At 66.8% G+C, this 18,481-nt stretch carries 19 protein-coding genes and 1 pseudogene; 12 read left to right on the top strand and 8 right to left on the bottom strand.

All coding sequences use genetic code 11. From position 1 onward, the window contains the following. Positions 1-10 precede the first annotated feature (10 nt). Positions 11-1,264, bottom strand: a complete 1,254-nt coding sequence (locus J2852_RS15580) for a D-alanyl-D-alanine carboxypeptidase family protein (RefSeq protein ID WP_246499699.1) — start codon at positions 1,262-1,264, stop codon at positions 11-13. Between the two features lie 381 nt (positions 1,265-1,645). Between J2852_RS15580 and J2852_RS15575 the strand changes: the two genes are divergently transcribed. After that, positions 1,646-2,356, top strand: a complete 711-nt coding sequence (locus tag J2852_RS15575; RefSeq protein ID WP_209877065.1) for a hypothetical protein — start codon at positions 1,646-1,648, stop codon at positions 2,354-2,356. A gap of 6 nt (positions 2,357-2,362) precedes the next feature. On the opposite strand, the gene J2852_RS15570 is transcribed toward J2852_RS15575, so the two are convergent. Next, positions 2,363-3,121, bottom strand: coding sequence for a proteasome-type protease (locus tag J2852_RS15570; protein ID WP_209877063.1), 759 nt, complete (start codon positions 3,119-3,121; stop codon positions 2,363-2,365). A gap of 380 nt (positions 3,122-3,501) precedes the next feature. Here J2852_RS15570 and J2852_RS15565 point away from each other — a divergent pair, with 380 nt between their 5' ends. Continuing rightward, positions 3,502-4,029 carry a phasin family protein gene (locus tag J2852_RS15565; RefSeq protein ID WP_209877061.1) on the top strand — a complete coding sequence of 176 codons (528 nt, stop codon included), beginning with the start codon at positions 3,502-3,504 and terminating at the stop codon, positions 4,027-4,029. Positions 4,030-4,108: 79 nt separating this feature from the next. Here J2852_RS15565 and J2852_RS15560 read toward each other — a convergent pair whose 3' ends face one another. Further along, positions 4,109-4,624 carry an adenine phosphoribosyltransferase gene (locus tag J2852_RS15560; protein ID WP_209877477.1) on the bottom strand — a complete coding sequence of 172 codons (516 nt, stop codon included), beginning with the start codon at positions 4,622-4,624 and terminating at the stop codon, positions 4,109-4,111. A 194-nt stretch (positions 4,625-4,818) separates the two neighbouring features. Here J2852_RS15560 and J2852_RS15555 point away from each other — a divergent pair, with 194 nt between their 5' ends. The 6 genes from J2852_RS15555 (at position 4,819) to spbR (ending at position 10,457) form a co-directional block, all read left to right on the top strand. After that, positions 4,819-5,976, top strand: a complete 1,158-nt coding sequence (locus J2852_RS15555; protein WP_209877059.1) for an MlaE family lipid ABC transporter permease subunit — start codon at positions 4,819-4,821, stop codon at positions 5,974-5,976. Positions 5,977-5,982: 6 nt separating this feature from the next. Further along, positions 5,983-6,771, top strand: a complete 789-nt coding sequence (locus J2852_RS15550) for an ABC transporter ATP-binding protein (RefSeq protein WP_343206755.1) — start codon at positions 5,983-5,985, stop codon at positions 6,769-6,771. 9 nt (positions 6,772-6,780) lie between these two features. Continuing rightward, complete coding sequence (locus J2852_RS15545) at positions 6,781-7,740, top strand: MlaD family protein (RefSeq protein ID WP_209877057.1); 960 nt, start codon at positions 6,781-6,783, stop codon at positions 7,738-7,740. A 17-nt stretch (positions 7,741-7,757) separates the two neighbouring features. After that, on the top strand, positions 7,758-8,384 hold the full coding sequence (locus J2852_RS15540) for an ABC-type transport auxiliary lipoprotein family protein (RefSeq protein WP_246499697.1): 627 nt from the start codon (positions 7,758-7,760) through the stop codon (positions 8,382-8,384). Between the two features lie 80 nt (positions 8,385-8,464). Continuing rightward, on the top strand, positions 8,465-9,241 hold the full coding sequence (locus J2852_RS15535; protein ID WP_209877054.1) for a DUF6969 family protein: 777 nt from the start codon (positions 8,465-8,467) through the stop codon (positions 9,239-9,241). 103 nt (positions 9,242-9,344) lie between these two features. Further along, positions 9,345-10,457: a SpbR family protein gene (gene spbR, locus J2852_RS15530; protein ID WP_209877051.1), complete on the top strand. Its 1,113-nt coding sequence runs from the start codon at positions 9,345-9,347 to the stop codon at positions 10,455-10,457. Here spbR and J2852_RS15525 read toward each other — a convergent pair. After that, positions 10,454-10,936, bottom strand: a complete 483-nt coding sequence (locus tag J2852_RS15525; protein WP_209877050.1) for a histidine phosphatase family protein — start codon at positions 10,934-10,936, stop codon at positions 10,454-10,456. The genes spbR and J2852_RS15525 overlap by 4 nt on opposite strands. Before the next feature lie 265 nt (positions 10,937-11,201). On the opposite strand from J2852_RS15525, the gene J2852_RS15520 reads away from it, so the two are divergent. The 3 genes from J2852_RS15520 (at position 11,202) to J2852_RS15510 (ending at position 13,738) form a co-directional block, all read left to right on the top strand. Next, positions 11,202-11,849: a TerC family protein gene (locus J2852_RS15520; protein WP_209877048.1), complete on the top strand. Its 648-nt coding sequence runs from the start codon at positions 11,202-11,204 to the stop codon at positions 11,847-11,849. 64 nt (positions 11,850-11,913) lie between these two features. Then, positions 11,914-12,690 carry a DUF3618 domain-containing protein gene (locus J2852_RS15515; protein WP_209877046.1) on the top strand — a complete coding sequence of 259 codons (777 nt, stop codon included), beginning with the start codon at positions 11,914-11,916 and terminating at the stop codon, positions 12,688-12,690. A gap of 13 nt (positions 12,691-12,703) precedes the next feature. After that, complete coding sequence (locus J2852_RS15510) at positions 12,704-13,738, top strand: YihY/virulence factor BrkB family protein (protein ID WP_209877044.1); 1,035 nt, start codon at positions 12,704-12,706, stop codon at positions 13,736-13,738. Between the two features lie 11 nt (positions 13,739-13,749). On the opposite strand, the gene J2852_RS15505 is transcribed toward J2852_RS15510, so the two are convergent. After that, positions 13,750-14,697, bottom strand: coding sequence for an acetyltransferase domain-containing protein (locus J2852_RS15505; protein ID WP_209877042.1), 948 nt, complete (start codon positions 14,695-14,697; stop codon positions 13,750-13,752). A gap of 556 nt (positions 14,698-15,253) precedes the next feature. On the opposite strand from J2852_RS15505, the pseudogene J2852_RS15500 reads away from it, so the two are divergent. Then, positions 15,254-15,977 (top strand): annotated as a pseudogene (locus J2852_RS15500) (SDR family oxidoreductase). A gap of 6 nt (positions 15,978-15,983) precedes the next feature. Here J2852_RS15500 and J2852_RS15495 read toward each other — a convergent pair. The 3 genes from J2852_RS15495 to J2852_RS15485 all read right to left on the bottom strand — a co-directional run bounded on the left by J2852_RS15495 (position 15,984) and on the right by J2852_RS15485 (position 18,369). Further along, positions 15,984-16,925 carry a DMT family transporter gene (locus tag J2852_RS15495; protein ID WP_343206754.1) on the bottom strand — a complete coding sequence of 314 codons (942 nt, stop codon included), beginning with the start codon at positions 16,923-16,925 and terminating at the stop codon, positions 15,984-15,986. Between the two features lie 94 nt (positions 16,926-17,019). Next, positions 17,020-17,643 carry a DUF2934 domain-containing protein gene (locus J2852_RS15490; RefSeq protein ID WP_209877041.1) on the bottom strand — a complete coding sequence of 208 codons (624 nt, stop codon included), beginning with the start codon at positions 17,641-17,643 and terminating at the stop codon, positions 17,020-17,022. A gap of 165 nt (positions 17,644-17,808) precedes the next feature. Further along, positions 17,809-18,369 carry a hypothetical protein gene (locus tag J2852_RS15485; RefSeq protein ID WP_343206753.1) on the bottom strand — a complete coding sequence of 187 codons (561 nt, stop codon included), beginning with the start codon at positions 18,367-18,369 and terminating at the stop codon, positions 17,809-17,811. Positions 18,370-18,481: the final 112 nt, after the last annotated feature.

Genomic DNA, 18,481 nt, shown 5'->3' with positions numbered 1-18,481 from the left:
CTGCGCTTCCTTACAGCTTCTCGTTCGGGGACACGGGCACGCAGCGGTGGCCGTGGCGGGTCAGTTCCGAGCAGACCTGACGGGCGGTTTTTTCATCCAGGCCGGTCATGCGGGCGCGGAAGACCTTGGTGTCGCCGGTCTTCACCTCGACGATGGTCTTCTTGGCGTTGCGCAGCAGGAAGGGGGCCTGCTTGTTCGCCTGAACCAGCGCCTTGCTGCTGGCGTCGCGGGTGGAGAAGGCGCCGACCTGCACGCCCCAGACGTTGCCGTCGCGGCCCTTGGCGACGGCCGGGGTGCTGGTGGCGGAGGCCAACTGCGCGGCCGGCTTCTCCGGGGGCTTGCCCTTCGCGGAGGTCGTGGCCTTGGCCGGCTTCTTCGCTGGCGGGGTGTCGTCTTCGTCCGGCGCGGCGCTAACCACCTGCGGGGCGGCCTTCCCGGCGCGGGCGACGACCGGCGCGTCCGGATCGCTGCCCGCCTTGCCGAAGGCCTTGTCGAGCAGCGCGGCCATGCGGTTGTCGCGCGACACCGCCGACTTGCCGCCCAAAACCACCGCCACCAGACGGCGCCCGTCGCGCACGGCCGACGCCGCTAGGTTGAAGCCGGAGGCGACCGTGTAGCCGGTTTTGATGCCGTCCATGCCCTCGTACCGGGACATCAGACGGTTGTGGTTGTGCAGGCTGCGGCCGCCGTAGACGAAGTTGCGGCGGGCGAAATACGGGTAGTATTTGGAATGGTCGGACAGCATCGCCCGCGACAGGATCGAGAAGTCACGCGCGGTCGTCACCTGTTCCATGTTCGGCAGGCCGTTGGCGTTGCGGAACACGGTGTTGCGCATGCCCATTTCGCGGGCCTTGCGCGTCATCATCTCGGCAAAGCGGGCCTCGCTGCCGCCCAGCGCTTCGGCCAGAACGACCGACGCGTCGTTGGCCGACTTGGTCACCAGCCCGAGGATCGCCTGCTCCACGCGGATGCTCTGGCCGGCGCGCAGGCCCAGCTTGGTCGGCGACTGCGCCTCGGCCCAGGACGACACGGGCAGCGCCTGGTCCAGCGTCAGCCGACCTTCGTCCAGCGCGTCGAAGGTCAGGTAGAGCGTCATCATCTTGGTCAGGGACGCCGGGTAGGTGATAACGTCGGCGTTCTCTTCGTGCAGAACCTCACCCGTCCGGGCGTCCACGACGATTGCCGCGTACTTCGCCGCCAGCGCCGGCACCGAGGCCAGCATCGCGCCCGACAGCGCCACTGCGGCGAACAGAACGCGCGTCAAGCGCCCGCCCTCACGCCACTTCCTGCCTCGCTCCCCTTCTTTTTCCTGCGCGCCAAAGGCGAACGGAAAGAGACCGGTTCGAACGACGCTGCGCGTCAAGCTCATGATGCCCCCGCCAAAGGCTAATACTTGCTGTTTGGTGCAATGGTAAATTCTTGATGAATCAGTGTCTAGCGTGAATTCGTTAATTTACGCCTTCGACTTCTTTGGCGAGGCTGTGACGAAAATGGGGTACGGTGGGACCGCGCGGCGATGCACCGTGTTGTCCGACAGCAGGCGCACTCCCATCCACCGCCGCCGGCCACCCGGCTCCTCCTACCGGACGCGAGGCTTCCCATGCACGAACCGACGCCGCGCAAGGCACGCGCACGATGTGGGGTGATGGTGGGAACCTTGGCGGGATTGCTTCTGGCCGGCTGCGCCTCGACGGGCCCGACTGACAATCCTGTCGCCCGCAAGCTCACCTGGATCAGCTACCTGAACGGCGACGACCTGCGCGCGGCCTGCGGCAAGGGCGGAAGCGACCACTACCGGCTGGTCTTCAACGCCGACTACAACAAGCACGTCCGGACCTACGACGTGGTTGGCGATGCCTCGAAGGGCGGCGCCATCGTCGAGGCGCGGGTTCTTGAGGCGACCGACCTTACCCGCATGGACCTGAACGACCCGCTGGCGGCGGGGCGCGGGCCGGTCGGGCGGGTCCAGCTTACCCCCCGGCAGTTCGCGCTGTTCGTGCTGCGCCTTTACGAGAGTGGCGCCTTCGACCCGGCGCCCAGCGGCATGCGGCTGCCGTCCAACGGGGTCTATTGGCTGGTCAACGGCTGCCGGGGCGGCAACTGGTTCTTCAACGCCTACCCCTATCCGTCCGACCGCTTCCAGGACATCCGCTTTATCGAGCCGCTGCGGGAAGCCGACCAGACCGGCGTCGCCTTTCCAACGCTGCCCAAACCCGAGGATGCCCCGCGCACCCTGCCGACCGGCGGCCGGGTCGACAGCGCCGGCCCGCTGTTCGAGGTGCAGGTGGGGCCGCGCGGGCTGGTCGGCCCCACCTCGTTGTTCGGCGCCTGGCTGTTCGCCGGCGCCCAGCGGTAAGGGCGGTTACGCCGGCTCCTCGGTTACGGCCTTGCGCAGCGCGTTCGGCACCAGCGTGTCCACCCACGGGCCGTCCGGCATGCGGCGGGCCAGTTCGGTGATGTTCCGGTTCCACCACAGCCGCTGCTCGACCAGATCGTCGTAATCGAAGTTCGACTGGCGCCAGTTTCGCTCCGCCGCGTGGTAGGAGACCATGTCGATGGGGAAGCCCACGTCGTTGGTCGAGAAGCGCGTGCTGTCGAAGGACAGGTAGGCGATCTTCAGCGCCGTCTGCATGTCGGTGTTGTAGGTCAGCGCGCGGTCCAGGATCGGCTTGCCGTAGGCGGTGGCGCCGATGGACAGGTAGGGCGTGCGCTCGTCCACCTCGATCCAGTTGCCCTCCGGATAGACCAGGAACATGTAGGGTTCGCGGTCCTCGGCCAACTGCCCGCCAATGATGGCGTGCAGGTTGAAGTGCAACTTGGACGCCTCCAGCGACTCCTTGTCCTCGGCCGCGACCTGGCGCAGGCAGGCGGTGAAGGCCGACAGCGCGTCGAGCATGGTCGGATAGGTCTCGCCCCGGCGCTTGGCCATGTCGCGGCGCAGGTAAGCCAGCGTCTTGTCGCGCACGCTGCGCAGGCCGGAGTTCATGATGAAGAAGCGGTCGCCGCCGCTTCCCACCATCGTCACCTTGCGCGCCGAGGACAGCTGCGAGCCGCTGGTGATACGGCCGTCCGACAGGCCGATCAGGCCGTCGCGGGTCTTGATGCCGAGGCAATAGGTCATGAACGGGCGTCCCCACGCTGAAAGGCTGCGGCATCCTGCCGCAGTTTTGCTGACTTTTGGCCGAAGCGCATCCGTTCGGCGACTGCGGTAGGATCAGGCACGACCGGCGGTAAAGCTTCCGTTAAGGGTAGCCCGGTTGCGCGCGAAATCCGGCGGCTTGCGCGCCCTGGTGGTTGGGCGGACAAGGGGGCTCACGCCCATTGTGCACTGCACAAAAATCTCTGTTGACTCCACAAACGAGTGCTCATAAATTAGCCATTGCTGCAGTGCAGCATTCTCGCTCCGGGGGACGGGGTGGGGATGGAGAATCGCCGCCCGCAAGCCTCCAACCTTTGCAAAGGGGATGTACGCCGGGCTTTGACAAGGAAGGAACGCAGACGATGACCACCGCGACCAAGGCGAAGCCCGCCACCAAGGCTTTCGAGGATGTTGCCGCCCAGACCAAGGAGCATGTCGAGGGCTTCGTGAAGGCCGGCCAGGAGCAGGCCGTGAAGCAGTTCGAGCAGACCGCCGCGGCCGCCAAGGAGCAGGTCGAGAAGATCTCCGCCCAACTGCTGAAGAGCTATGCCGACTTCCAGGAGCTGAGCAAGGGCAACGTGGACGCTCTGGTCCAGAGCGGCACGATCGCCTCGCAGGGCGCCCAGGACCTCGGCCGCGAGGTCGTCGCCTACACCCAGGCGTCGCTGGACAAGTCGATCACCACCGGCAAGTCCCTGCTGACCGCCAAGTCGCTGAAGGAGGTCGTCGATCTCCAGACCGACTTCTTCAAGTCCAGCTTCGAGTCCTTCGTGTCCGAAGCCACCCGCATCCAGGACCTCTCGACCCGCGTCACCAACGAGGCCATCGCCCCGCTGAGCGCCCGCATCAACGTGGCTGTCGAGAAGCTCTCCAAGCCGCTCGCCGCCTAACGCCCTGGCAGGTTTTACGGCAAGCCACGGCCCGGTCGTCCCAGGACGGCCGGGCCGTGTTGCGTTTCAGACCATTCTTTTACGAGTCGTACGCCATCAGGGAGACGCTGGGGACGTCCAGCTTCTCGCGGCCGTTCAGGAAGGTCAGCTCGACCAGGAACGCGGCGGCGCGGACGTCGGCGCCGACCTGACGCAGCAGGTTGATCGCCGCGACCATCGTGCCGCCGGTGGCGAGCAGGTCATCCAGCACCACCACGCGCTGGCCGGGCTTCACCGCGTCGGCCTGCACCTCGATGGTGTCGGTGCCGTACTCCAGGTCGTAGGAGTGGGCGACCTTGTCGCCGGGCAGCTTGCCGTGCTTGCGCACCATGATGAAGCCAGTGCCGAGCGCCAGGGCCAGCGGGGCCGCGATCAGGAAGCCGCGCGACTCGATGCCGACCAGCAGGTCCGGCTTGTGCGGGCGGATCGCGTCGGCCAGCTGGTTGATGGCCTCCTTCCACGCCTCGGCGTGGGCCAGAAGCGGGGAAATGTCGTAGAAAAGGATACCGGGCTTCGGGAAATCCTGAATGCCGCGGATGTGCTCCTTGAGCTTGATGGCGTTCGACATGGTCGGCGTGTTCCTGTGCAAAAGCGGTGGCATACTATCGACCGCGCCCGTCCGGTGCAAACCACCGCTGCGTCGCAGCCATGCCCGCCCCACGGTTGACCGCCGCCGTCGCTTGCGGCCAAGTTCGAACGAAATCAGTTTGGACTAAGCCTTTTCGGTAAACGGGACAGGGTGGCGGAGCGATGGCTCGCGAAGGGGCCTGGGTGGAGGCGTCGCGTATCGGCGACGGCGACCAGCATGACGGCGGCTGGCTGGTCACGGCGCTCGGGCGCTGGGACCTGAAGGCGGCCGGCGGCTTGGCACGCGAGCTGGAGTCCTTCAGCCCCGGTGACGGAAGAGGGCCCCTGCGGCTGGACCTCTCACGGCTCGACGCCATGGACACGGCGGGCGCCTACCTCCTGGCGCGCCTTGCCGACCGCCTGACGGCGGCCGGGAACGCGGTGTCGGTGACCGGCGTCCGGCCGGAGCACGCCGCCCTGTTCGACGCCGTGCGCAAGGCCGGGCAGCCCCCCGCCGAGCCTCTGCTTCCGCCCTCCCATCCGATTCTGGAGATGCTGGAGCGCACCGGCCGGGCGACCGTGGACGCGGCGCGGGAGGGGCTGGACCTGCTGGGCTTCCTCGGCCTCGTTACCATCACCTTCGGGCGGGTGCTGTTGAATCCCAGCCGACTGCGCGGCCGGGCGGTGCTGTTCCACATCGAGCAGACCGGGCTGAACGCTCTGCCGATCCTGGGGCTGCTGTCCTTCTTGATCGGTGTGGTCCTGGCTTTCCAGGGGGCGGACCAGCTGCGCCGATTCGGGGCGGAGCTGTTCGTGGTGAACCTGCTGGGCGTCTCCATCCTGCGCGAGATCGGCATCCTGATGACCGCGATCATCGTAGCGGGACGCTCCGGCTCCGCCTTCACCGCGCAGATCGGCACGATGAAGGTGAACCAGGAGGTGGACGCCATCAGCACGCTGGGCCTCGACGTGGTGGAGCTGCTGGTCGTGCCGCGCGCGCTGGCGCTGATGATCAGCCTGCCGCTGCTGGCCTTCTACGCCGACATCATGGGCTTGATCGGCGGGGCCGTGATGAGCTACGCGACGCTGGACATCACCTTCGGCACCTTCATCCGGCAGCTGCACGGAGCGGTCACCCTGCCGCATTTTCTGGTCGGCATCGTGAAGGCGCCGGTCTTTGCGCTCGTCATCGCCATGGTCGGCTGTTACGAGGGGCTGAAGGTCTCCGGCAGCGCGGAGAGCGTCGGCACGCTGACCACCAAGTCGGTGGTCGAGTCCATCTTCCTGGTGATCGTGCTGGACGCCATGTTCTCCGTCCTTTTCTCCGTCCTGAGGGTGTGACGAGCCGTGCCGTCCTTCGATTCCAGCAGCGGGGATGGGGTGGTGATCCGCGTGCGCGGGCTCGCCACGCGCTTCGGCAAGCAGGTCGTGCACGAGGGCCTGGACCTCGACGTTCTGAGGGGCGAGGTGCTGGGCGTGGTCGGCGGATCCGGCACGGGCAAGTCGGTCCTGCTGAAGGAAATCCTGGGGCTGATCCGGCCGGCGGAAGGGTCGATCGAGCTGCTGGGCAAGGACATCGGCCAGCTGTCGGAGGCGGAGCGGGTGGCCGTGCAGGCTCGCACCGGCGTGCTGTTCCAGAACGGGGCGCTGTTCAGCTCCATGACCGTGGCGGAAAACGTCATGGTCCCGTTGAAGGAGCACACCGACTTGCCGCAGGCCCTAGCGGCGGAGATCGCCCGCATCAAGATCGCCATGGCCGGCCTGCCGCCGGGCGCCGGGCCGAAATACCCGTCGGAGCTGTCGGGCGGCATGGTCAAGCGCGCCGGGCTGGCCCGCGCGCTGGCGCTGGATCCGGAGATCCTGTTCCTGGACGAGCCGACCGCCGGCCTCGATCCCATCGGGGCGGCGGCCTTCGACCAGCTGATCCGCAGCCTTCAGCGCAGCCTGGGCCTGACCGTCTTCATGGTCACGCACGATCTGGACAGCCTGACCTCCATCTGCGACCGCATCGCCGTGCTGGTGGACAAGCGCATCCGCGTCGGCACGCTGGAGCAGCATTTGAACGACTCACACCCCTGGATCCACGACTATTTCCACGGACCGCGCGGCCGCGCCGCGCGCCATGCGGAGGCCTGACCGAACGCCATGGAAAACCGCGCCAGCTACATCCTGGTCGGCAGCTTCGTGCTGGCCCTGCTCGCCGGCCTGTTCGTCTTCACCGCCTGGGTCGCCAAGGTCCAGCTGGAGGAGACGCGCCAGCCCTATCACATCTTCTTCACCGGCTCCGTCACCGGATTGCAGGTGGGCAGCCCCGTGCGCTACCGCGGCATCTCCGTCGGCACGGTGACCGACATCCGCCTGGACCCCAGCAACGTCACCCGCGTGCAGGTGACCGTCGAGGTGCAGGAGGGGACGCCGATCAAGACGGACTCCATCGCCTCGTTGGAGGTGCAGGGCATCACCGGCGGCGCCTATGTCCAGATCTCCGGCGGCACGGAGATGAGCGAGCTGCTGCGCACCGCCCACGACAATGGAGTTCCGGTGATCCCGTCGCGCCCGTCCTCCTTGACCGTGGTGGTGGACGCGGCACCGCAATTGCTGAACCGGGCGCTGGACGTGAGCAACCGCCTGACCGAGTTGCTGACTCCGCAAAATCAAGCCGCCTTCGGCGAAATCCTGGCGAACACCCGCGTTCTGACCGCCGAGCTGGCGAAGGCGAGCAAGGGGCTGGACGCCACCATGGCGCAGGCCAACCGCACCTTGCAGTCCTTCGAGCCGCTGGCGCCGCAGTTGAGCCAGACCGTCGGGCAGGCGCAGCGCACCCTGTCCGCCGTAGAGACCGGCACAAAGACTCTGACCGGTGATCTGCACGACCTCACGGTGGCGCTGACCAAGACCACCAACCAGCTGAACGCGATGGTGAACGAGAACCGCGAACCGGTGCGCGACTTTACCGCGACGGGGCTGTATGAATTGACGCTGTTGATCACCCAGTTGCGTGACCTGTCCGGGCAATTGTCCCGCGTCGTCACGCGGATTGAGAACGATCCGTCGAATTTCCTGTTCGGCGGGACGCGGCAGGGCGTGGAGGTGCGCGGGAAATGACGGGCCGGTGGATCAGGATGACCTGTGCGGGTCTGGTGGCGTTGGCCGTGGGGGCCTGCGCGGCGATCAACCCGACCGCGCCCAACCTCTACACGCTGACCCCGCGCGCCACCGTCGATCCCGGCATCCCGCGCGCCGAATGGCAGTTGCTGGTCGAAGCGCCGGTGGCGAGCGGCGCCATCGACACGCCGCGCATCGCTGTGGCGCGCTCCCCGACCTCCATCGACTATTTCGCCGATGTGTCCTGGGCCGACCGCGCGCCCAACATGATCCACGGGCTGATCGTCCAGTCCTTCGAGGACAGCGGGCGGATCGTGTCGGTCGGGCGCGACACGGTGGGCCTGCGCTCCGACTTCGTGCTGAAGACTGACCTGCGCGATTTCCAGGCGGAATACGCCACGCCGACCTCCGCCCATCCGGAGCGGGTGCATATCCGCATCGCCGCCAAGCTGGTCGCCATGCCGCGCCGGACAATCGAGGCGGGCGAGACCTTCGAGGCCGTCGTGCCCGTGCGCGGCCGCGATTTCACCGATGTGGTCGCCGCCTTCAACGAGGCGCTGGGTCAGGTGCAGAATCAGCTGGTGGAATGGACCCTGCGCAACGGCACGTCCGTGTTCCGCGCGGGTGCTGGGCGGACCAGCTGAAAATGCCGCTTGCGAAGCCTCGGCATCCTCATACGTAATGGAAGTCTTGCAAGCGTAGCGGCGACGGGGCGGATCGGCCGATGGCTGAGTTTTCGGGAACGGAGCTTTCGGGGCTGCCCCGCGAGGACCTCGAAGAAATGGCCGAGGCCGCGCGCGAAGTGCGGGCGTGCCAGCGCGCACTCGCCAAGACCGGCGACACGGTGGTCGGGGAACTGCTGCGCGGGCACGGCACCCTGTACGAGTGGCGGCACTACCCTCCGGGCGACGTCTACGACGCCGAATATCATGCCCAGTATTATTACCACTGCCACCCGGAGGGCGAGCGGCCCGAGGGTGAGCATGGGCATTTCCACACCTTCCTGCGGCCGTTGGGCATGCCGGACGGCGTCCGCCCGGTGCCTCTGCCGGACTTCAAGGAGCCGGACTCCGACAACGACGCGCTGTCCCATCTGATTGGTATCGCCATGGACCTTGCCGGGCAGCCGGTGCGGCTGTTCACCACCAACCGCTGGGTCACCGGCGAGACGTGGTACGCGGCCGAGGACGTGACCCGGATGATCGAGACCTTCGTCGTGGACCACGCCCGCCCATCCTGGCCGGCGAACCGCTGGATCACCGCGATGATGCGCCTGTTCCGCCCGCAGATCCGCACCCTGCTGCGCGAGCGGGACGAGACCATCCGCCGCTGGGCGGAGCAGCATCCGGGAACCTACGTCTACGAGGACCGGGAGTTGGAGGTCACCTCACAGATCGTGATTTCGGTGGACGAGCAGGTTGCCGCCGTGGAACTGGCCCTGCGCGGCACCCGCCGCCGCCTGTCGGTCCTGCCGGAGCCGCCGCGCTACGTTGCCCCCTGACAGCGTTAAGGAAGACTCAACGCTTTGAGCCGATCATGGGTTGTGTGAATTCGTTCCCGCTAAAAATAAGGGAACACACCGGGGCAGGAAGGGTCCAGGACCCATGACCGAGCATCTGACGAAGGACGACGTCTCCCGACTCTTGTCGGACCCGTCCCCGAACAGCCGTTCCGATCTGGCCGTCAAAGTCGCCAAGCAGTTCGACGGGGCGGCCCTGTCGGATTCCGAGCGCAAGCTGGCCGAGGACATCATCCGTGTGATGGCCCGCGACGCGGTCTTGCGGGTGCGCCAGTCGCTGGCCGAGAACCTGAAGGCCAGCCCGTCGCTGCCGCGCGACGTGGCGCTGATGCTGGCGCGCGACGTGGAAGCGGTCGCCATTCCGGTGCTGAGCGTCTCCACCGTTCTGACCGACGCCGATCTGGTGGAGATCGTCCACAGCGGCACTGACGCCAAGCACGCCGCGATCGCCCAGCGGCCGACCGTGTCGGCGAGCGTTGCCGACGCGCTGATCGAAACGGCGTCGGAAGGGGCCGTCGCCGCGCTGGTCGCCAACGAGGGGGCGGAGCTGGGCGAGCACAGCCTGACCCGCGTGATCGACCGGTTCGGCGGCAGCGAAACGGTGCAGGAACCCTTGGTTCACCGCTCCAGGTTGCCGATCACCATCGCCGAGCGGCTGGTCGCGGTCGTCTCGGAAAAGCTGCAACAGCACCTCGTCACCAACCACGAGCTGCCGGCGCAGGTCGCCTCCGACCTGATCCTGCAAAGCCGCGAGCGGGCCACCGTCGCCCTGTTCAGCGGCGAGAGCGACGAGGGCGCGCTGGAACGGTTGGTCGCCCAACTGTCGCGCACCGGGCGTCTGACGCCGTCGCTGCTGATCCGGGCCTTGTGCATGGGCGACGTGGCCTTCTTCGAGACGGCCATGTCCCATATGGCGAACGTTCCGCTGACCAACGCCCGTCTGCTGATCCATGACGCCGGACGGTTGGGGCTGAAGTCCATCTACGACAAGGCGAAGCTGCCGCCGGCTTTGCTGCCCGCCTGCCGCATCGCGCTCGATGTGCTGAAGGAAACCCCCTACGACGGCGAGGCGCAGGATATCGAACGCCACCGCCGCCGGGTCATCGAACGCATCCTCACCCAGTATGAGGATCTGGCGCCGGAGGACCTGGACTACCTGCTCGCCAAGCTCGGCGACCTCATGGTTGCTGAAAGTTAGGGCTTTTCAAAGACGTACAGCCGCCCGTTCTCCGGCAGAGTGAACCTCGGCCCCTTGAAGCCTTGGCGCAGCAGTTCCTTGCGCAGGAACATCATGAAGCCGGCGTGGCCAACCACCAGCGTGTCCTCCCGGCAGGTTGGCAGGACCTCGTGGGCGAAGGTCCGCACGTTGGCGAGGAAGGCCGTCTTGGCGTCCAACTGCGACTTGTGCGAGGTCATCCAGGCGACACGAAGGACCATCTTCCAGAACTGGAAGGGCATCCGCAGGTTCGTGCGCGCGATCTGGTTCAGCGCGGGCTCGCGCAGCATGGGGGTGTATTCGATGGGGCCGCTGTAGATGGCCTGCGCGGTCTTCTGGGCGCGCGGGGAGTCACTGGAGATGCAGCGTGCCCAGGAAGTGCCGCCGAGGTCCACGCTGCCAAGATTCACCTCCGCGCCGTCATAGTCGGCCATCCATTGGGAGATTTGTTCCGGCGTCATCCATTGACGGCTCGGAATGTTGAGTTTCACTTCGAAGTGGCGGACAAGACCGATTTTCATGATGTGTCGCTGACGTTTCTTGTTTTGGGTCGCCATCCTACCGAAATGCCAAGGTTGTGCAACACGGCGTGGTCTCATCCATTGTGGGGATGTGCCGGTGCATCCGCATGAGACGCGCCGCTGTTCTGCACCCAAGTGGGGTTGCGCCGTTGTTCGATGGGGCATATAGGGCACCGCACACGCCCGGATTGAGGACGACACGCCCGTGCTTGACTCGTTTCTTCCAGAACTGGCCGCGCTCGGCCAAGTGATCTTCATCGACCTCGTCCTGGCGGGCGACAACGCCATTGTCGTCGGCATGGCGGCGGCCGGCGTGGCGAAGGAAAAACGCGCGCGGGTCATCTTCTGGGGCATCGCGGCGGCGGTGGTGCTGCGCATCCTCTTCGCCCTGATCACCACGCATCTTCTGAACATCATCGGCCTGACCTTCGCGGGCGGCCTGCTTCTGCTGTGGGTCTGCTGGAAGCTGTTTCGCGAACTGCGCGCCCAGCGGGAAGAGGCCATGGCCGCCGCCCTGGTTTCGGAAGAAGAGAACGCAGAGGCCGAACCGGTCCCGACCGGGGGCACCAAGCCGGTGCGCACCGCCGTGTGGGAGGTAATCATCGCCGACGTGTCCATGTCGCTGGACAACGTGCTGGCCGTGGCGGGGGCGGCGCGCGAGCATCCCTACATCCTGGCGCTGGGCCTTCTGCTGTCGGTCGCGCTGATGGGGGCGGCGGCCAGCTTCATCGCGCGGCTGCTGAACCGTTTCCACTGGATTGCCTACATCGGTCTGGCGGTGATCGCCTATGTCGCGCTGGAGATGATCTGGCGCGGCAGCATCGAGATCGTGGCGGCGGCTGGGCCGTTCTAACCCCGGAACCTTCGGCCTTTGGTGTGTGTTCCTTGGCGGCAGCCTCAAGAGGGGAGTCGCCGGCATGAACCGAGCCACCGACACGGTCGTCACCACCGGGGATACCGCCGTGTCCGCGCGCGATCGGCGCGGACCGGACGAGATCGAGCACGATATTCACAACATCCGGGCGCGGATGGACGCGGTTCTCGACGAGATCGAGTTCCGCCTGTCGCCCGGCCAGCTGTCCGGCGGCCTGATCGATGTCGCCCGCGACGTGGTGCAGGGCAACCCCTCGCGCGTTGCCCGCGCCATCCGGTCCAACCCCTGGCCCCTGGCGGTGATGGCCGCCGGCGCCCTGTGGCTGGCCTGGAACGTCTCGCGCACGCCGGAGGTCGTGGTCGCCACGCCGCACGGCCATGGGACCATCTCCGACCAGCGCATCCGCATCCTGCTGACCGGTCTGGTCAACGCCTGCCGCCAGGGGGCGACGGGCTTCCGCCAAGCCGACCTGATCCTGGACGATCCCGGCCTGACGCCCCGGCTGACGCAGGTCGCGGCGCAGTTCGACCGCAGCGCTGCGTCCCTGGACGACGAGCTGCGGCGGCGCGGCGGCATGCCGGACGCCGAAGGGCCGGTGCATCCCGTCTGGCAGGACCTGCACACCGAGCTGGGCGGCGGCCGGACGCGGGGCGCGGTGCTGGGCGGGCTGGAGCGCGGCGTGGACGGGACACTCGCCCTGTTCCGCGAAAGCCTGCACGAGGATTTGCCGGAGGAACTGCGGGTGATCGTCGGCGCCCACTTCCATGAGATCGAGACGGTGCGCCATCGGGTCGGCGCATTGCGCGAAGCGGTGGCGTGAGGGGGCGGGCTGCATGCTGGGGCTGAGCCGACGCCACCATTACCAGTACCCGCGTGTCCAGATGCACGGTCGCCAGTTGGATGCTCGGGAGCCCGGACGGGGGCGGTCGGCGGACCGGCCCACGGATATTCCCAAGCTGGGCTGGAAGGACATCCTCTGGCGCACCTGGGACGAGCTGGGCAAGGACAACATCTCCATGGTGGCGGCGGGCGTGGCCTACTACGCCCTGCTGGCCATCTTTCCCGCCGTCGCCGCGGTGGTGTCGCTCTACGGCCTCGTCGCCGACCCGGTGGGGGTGGAGCGGCAGGTGGAAAGCCTCGCCGGGCTGCTGCCGCCCGACGCGCTGAAGATCATCAGCGATCAGGCGAAAAGCGTAGCGTCGGCGCCGCCGCAGGGGCTGGGCTTCGGCGTGTTGTTCGGTCTGCTTCTGACGCTGTGGAGCGCGTCGCGCGGCACCAACTCGCTGATCACCGCCCTCAACATCGCCTATGGCGAGGATGAGCGGCGCGGCTTCATCAAGTTGGCCTTCGTGTCGCTGGGACTGACTTTGGCCGGGCTGCTGTTCCTGATCGTGACGCTGGGCCTGATCGTCGCAGTGCCGGCCGCCATCAACCTGCTGGGGCTGAAGGACACGCCCATCGGCTGGGTCGCCAGCCTCGCGCGCTGGCCAATCCTGGCGGTGGCGATCATGATCGCGCTGGCCGCGCTGTACCGTTACGCGCCCGACCGGCGGGAGCCGAAATGGCGCTGGGTCAGTTGGGGTTCCGGCATCGCGACGGCCCTGTGGATCCTCGCCTCGGTCGGCTTTTCGATCTACGTGTCGAACTTCGGCAGCTACAACGAGACCTACGGGTCGGTCGGCGCGGTCGTCGTTCTGCTGCTGTGGTTCAACCTGACATCCTACGTCATTCTGGCGGGTGCCGAGCTGAACGCGGAGATCGAGCACCAGACCGCCAACGACACCACCGAAGAGGACGGACGCGGCGACAAGCCGCTGGGCCAGCGCGACGCCTATGTGGCCGACACCGTGGGGCAGCGCCGGGCCTAGTGTTGCCGGGCCTAGTGTTGCGGTTTGCCGCAGGCCTGGACGGTCTGGGCGAAGGTCTTCTGGTCGGCGGCGCTCAGACGGTCGGCCAGAAAGTCCTTCCAGATGCCGGCGCGTTCCAGGTCCGTGACGACGCAACGGCAACTCGCCATGCAGACCTGCGGGTTGCCGCCGCCGTTTTCGCAGGACGAGACGCAGGTGGACAGGAAGTTCCGCACGTCCGGCGGTTCCACCCCGATGCCAAGCGCCACAAGCGAGAAGGCGCCGAACAGAATCGGCTGGTGGATCAGGTAGATGGCAAGGCTGTGCCGGCCGGCCCAGGCGAAGCCTCGTGTTACGGGGCCGGCCTCGCCGCGCCGGGGGCGCCACAGCCGGCCGAGCGCGATGCCGATCAGCACGCCGCCGAACCAGGGGAACAGCGGCACATAGTCGTTGGACTCCGGCTCGAACGTCATCAGCCCGATCCAGCGCAGCCAAGGCGTGTCGAACAGCGGCAGAGCCACCGTTTTGCCGACCGCGATCACCGCGACTCCGAGCGCCAGCGTCACCGGCCAAGGCAGCCGGACGAAGGCGAGGCCCAACAGGCTCCCCACGGCAATGTGGTGCAGGACGCCAAAGAAGATCGGGCTGTCCGGGAATATGGCGTAGGACATCGCCGACACGGCGGCGGCGGCGAGCACCAGCAGGGCGAGACGCCGCAGGAACCGCGCCCGGTCGAGCCCGCGTTCGGTCGCCAGCGCGAGACTGACGCCCGCCAGGACGAGGAAGCTGCCGAGGATCGCCGTCCGTGCGGCGAGCCATAGCGGGTCGGTCAGCAGGTCGAATGTCGCCAGCCCCAGGAAGGTCAGATCCCAGGAGGCGTGATAGACGGCCATGGCGAGCAACGCCACGCCGCGCGCCGCATCGATCAGCGGCAGACGGTGCGTGGCGGGTGAACTGGGGAAGGGAGGCAGCAGCGGCATGGCCCGTTTCTGCCCCAGGCACAGGCGTCCTGTCCACCGTGACCGTCGCCATGCGGAGCGTGCGGGACCCCGATTGTGCATCGTTGTGCAGATTTTGCGGATCCGCGAATCTGCACAACGGAAAAAATCGGCCTTTTCGTCTTTGCTGTCAGCGCGTTATCGGCATTTGTTCGTGCACGGCCATTGTGCATCGACTGCACAACGATTTGTGAACGAATGAAGCGGAGTGCGACGCGCGTTCGATGAACGTTGCCTTGGCATCATGGATGCCATTCGGCTGTTGATCGCCGAAGGATACCGAAGAGATCGGAACCAAGCAAGAACGTAGCGGCAGGGCTATGCATTTGACCGTTGAAGCTGCTTCCCGTGTGGAAACAACCCTTCCATCGTCATTCCTGCGGAGGCGGGAATCCAGTCCGTTCAAGAACTTATACGTCAAACTTCTGGATCCCCGCCTTCGCGGGGATGACGAGGAGGAGCAGCGGCTGTCGGTTAGACAGTCGACTGATCGGGAAAGGACATTCAAATGCGATAACACAAAGGAGGAGCGGGCATCATGACCAAGCGGGTTGCGCTGGTGACCGGCGGTGGCCGGGGAATCGGGCGTGGAATTGCCGAACGCCTGCTGGAGGACGGCTGGGCCGTGGTGATCGCGGAGGTGGACGGCGCGCGGGCGGAGCAGACGGCGCGGGAACTGTCTGTGCGCGGGGAATGCGTGCCGGTGGCCTGCGACGTCGGAGCGGAGGGCGACGTGGCGCGGCTGGCCGGGGTCGTGTCGGACCGTTTCGGGCGGCTGGACGCGCTGGTGAACAACGCCGGCCATGGTGCGCAAGCCGGTGACCGAACTGACGCTTGAGGACTGGAACCGGGTTATCGGCACCAACCTGACCGGGGCGTTCCTGACCGCCAAGCATTGCGCGCATCTGCTGAGAGCGAACCGGGGCAGCATCGTCAACATCGCCTCCACCCGCGCCCACATGTCGGAACCGGACACGGAGGCTTACGCGGCGTCGAAGGGCGGGATCGTGGCGCTGACTCACGCGCTGGCGCTGAGTCTGGGACCGGAGGTGCGGGTCAACGTGGTGTCGCCGGGCTGGATCAACGTGGATCCGGACGCGGTGTTGAACGAGGCCGACCACGCGCAGCATCCGGCCGGGCGCGTGGGCACGCCGCGGGACGTGGCGGACGCGGTCACGTGGCTGCTGTCGGCCGGATTCGCCACCGGGACGGAGGTGGTGCTGGACGGCGGAATGACGCGGAAGATGATCTACGTGGAATAGGGGGCTTCAATCACCCCCGCCCGAGGGCGCCGGGGGTGTCGGGGGAAGGCGCTTGCGGGTTTCGCGGTGAAGGATGTAGAGGCCGCTCATCGCCACCACACAGGCGCCCAGGGTCACGTAGACGGAGGGTAGCTCGCTCCACAGCAGCCAGCCGAACAGCACTGCCCACAGAAGGCTGGTGTAGTTGAACGGGGCGATCACCGCCGCCGGGGCCAGCGAATAGCCGCGCGTCATCAGCAACTGCGCGCCGCCGCCCAGCAGGCCCGTGGCCACCAGCAGCCCCAGATCGGTCAGGGTCGGGGTCACCCAGACGAAGGGCATTGCCAGCGCCAGCATCAGGGTGGTGAAGGAGGTGAAGTAGAAGACGATGGTGTTGGGCGGCTCGGTCCGGCTCAACTGGCGGATGGCGACCATGGCGAAGGACTGCGCGAAGGCGGCGCCAAGGGCCACCAGGGCGCCGAGGTGCATGAACATCTCGCCGCTCGGCCGCACCATGATGAGGACGCCGACGAAACCGACCAGAACCGCGCTCCAGCGGTGGATGCCGACCTTCTCTCCCAGCAGCGGGACGGACAGCGCGGTGAGGAACAGAGGTGCGGAGAAGTTCAGCGCCACCGCGTCGCCCAGGGGCAGCAGGTGGAACGACCAGAACATCATCGTCATGGAGGTCAGGCCGATCACCGATCGCCAGACATGGCCCCAGGGCCGTTCCGTGCGCAGGCTGGTCGCCCATCCGCCTTGCAGCGTGATGGCCGCGGCCACGGGGACGAGCGCGAAGGCGCTGCGGAAGAAGGTCACCTCAGCCACCGGGTAGCGGTCGGTGAGGATCTTCACCAGCACGTTCATCATCGAGAACAAAAGCACCGAACCCAGCATCATCCCGATGCCGAGGGGGGTGTTGTCCACGCGGATGTGCTGGCGGGAGGGGGAGAGCGGTGGGGCGGTCACCGACCAATGGTATCAAAGCACAACCGCCCGCGTCACGGTGTCGCGACGCGGGCGGTCATGTCTTGGCGGAATGGCCGGCTTGCGGGAAGCGGGATCAGCGCTGCTGCTGCTTCAGCACGTCCGCGATTTCGGCCTCGGCGCGCAGCCAATGGTCCATCTCGCGGCCTTCGGGGCGGCCCTCGCGCTCCCAGATCTCATAGGCGCGCTCCTGCACCAGGCGATTCTGGTGACCGCGCAGCAGGCCCTCGGCGATGTGCATGTTGATGCGGGACAGCGACACCAGCTTGCGCATCTCGATGGTGCCCTGGGTCGCTTCCATCGTGGTGGCCTGCACGTAGGCCGCGAGGTTGCGCAGGTTTGCCTTCACGGCCGAGTCCAACGTGTTCTCCTCGTTCTGGAGAACCGTCTTGATGGCGACCCAGAGACGGAGATTGTGGTCGAGCGCGACGTTCACCTTCTCCGGCGTGTCGGCCTCGACCAGCAGACTGGCGGCGTGCAGCAGGGCCAGCGCATCCTCTTCGATCGCCGTGAAGTTGGTGCGCAGGACGATCTCGGCCCCCGTCTCGGTGGCGAGCGCCTCCGCATCCTCGACGGCCGGCGCGGCTTCGGCGGCGACGTCGCCGGCCTTGGCCTTGGAGATTCTGGTGGTCTTGGCGGCCGCCGGCTTCACCGTTTTGGCGGTCGAGGTGTTCGCGGCGGTGGTGGTGCGCTTGGCCATGATCGGATCCCCCGGCAGTATTCCAGAGGTCAATAGATCGGCCCGTCGTTAAGAAGTGGTTAAGACGAGAATTGGCCGCCCCTTTGTGCAGCCGTGACGATGGATGCGGGATGTCGTGATTCGATGACGCTTATATTGCGCTGCAACAAAGCGGCGGGCGACTCATCATTGACCGGACAAGGCACCGAAGGGCAGGCGGTAGTAAAGGCCGAAAACGTTGTTCGCGGTGGGCGCGCTATCCGTCTGAGGACCGCTGTTGTCGATGCGGCTGTAGCCGAGGCTGAAGCGCGATTTGTTCTCGAACTCGTAACCCAATTCCAACTGCGAGCGGAACTCCACGGCGCCCGCCGGTTCCCGCGTGCTGCGCGGCAGGGTGCCGGCGCCGATGCTGGGGGTGAAGACGAAGGCGCCCATGGGCACGTCGATCAGGATGCCGCCCATGCCGTGCAGCGTTCCGTCCGGGGCGGTGGGGCCGAGCGCGACCCAAGGCCGCACCTCCGCATATCCCTCCAGCTTCGGCACCAGGGACGATCCGATGCGAACCTTGTTGTGGAGGTCGGAAACCTTCATCTCCGGAAGTTCGCCCGTCGTGTAGGCGAGCGCGCCGATCTTCCAGTTGCCGATCCGGTCGTTCGGCAACGTGTCGTCCTGCGCGCGCGCGGGGTGCGCGAACGCGAGGCTCACGGCCAACGCCACCATGGAAAGGCACCAGGAACTGCGGCTCACGGCGGCACTCCCGATCGTTCGGTCCCAGCTATATTGATCCAATATACTGCGCCGGGGCCTGTTACAAATCTGTCAAAACGAACACGCGCGACGATTTCGCAAGCGCCTGTTC

Source organism: Azospirillum soli (genome assembly GCF_017876165.1).
In the GTDB taxonomy this organism is placed as follows: domain Bacteria; phylum Pseudomonadota; class Alphaproteobacteria; order Azospirillales; family Azospirillaceae; genus Azospirillum; species Azospirillum soli.
The sequence above is the reverse complement of the archived record's forward strand: the minus strand, read 5'-3'. Positions and strand labels throughout refer to the sequence as shown.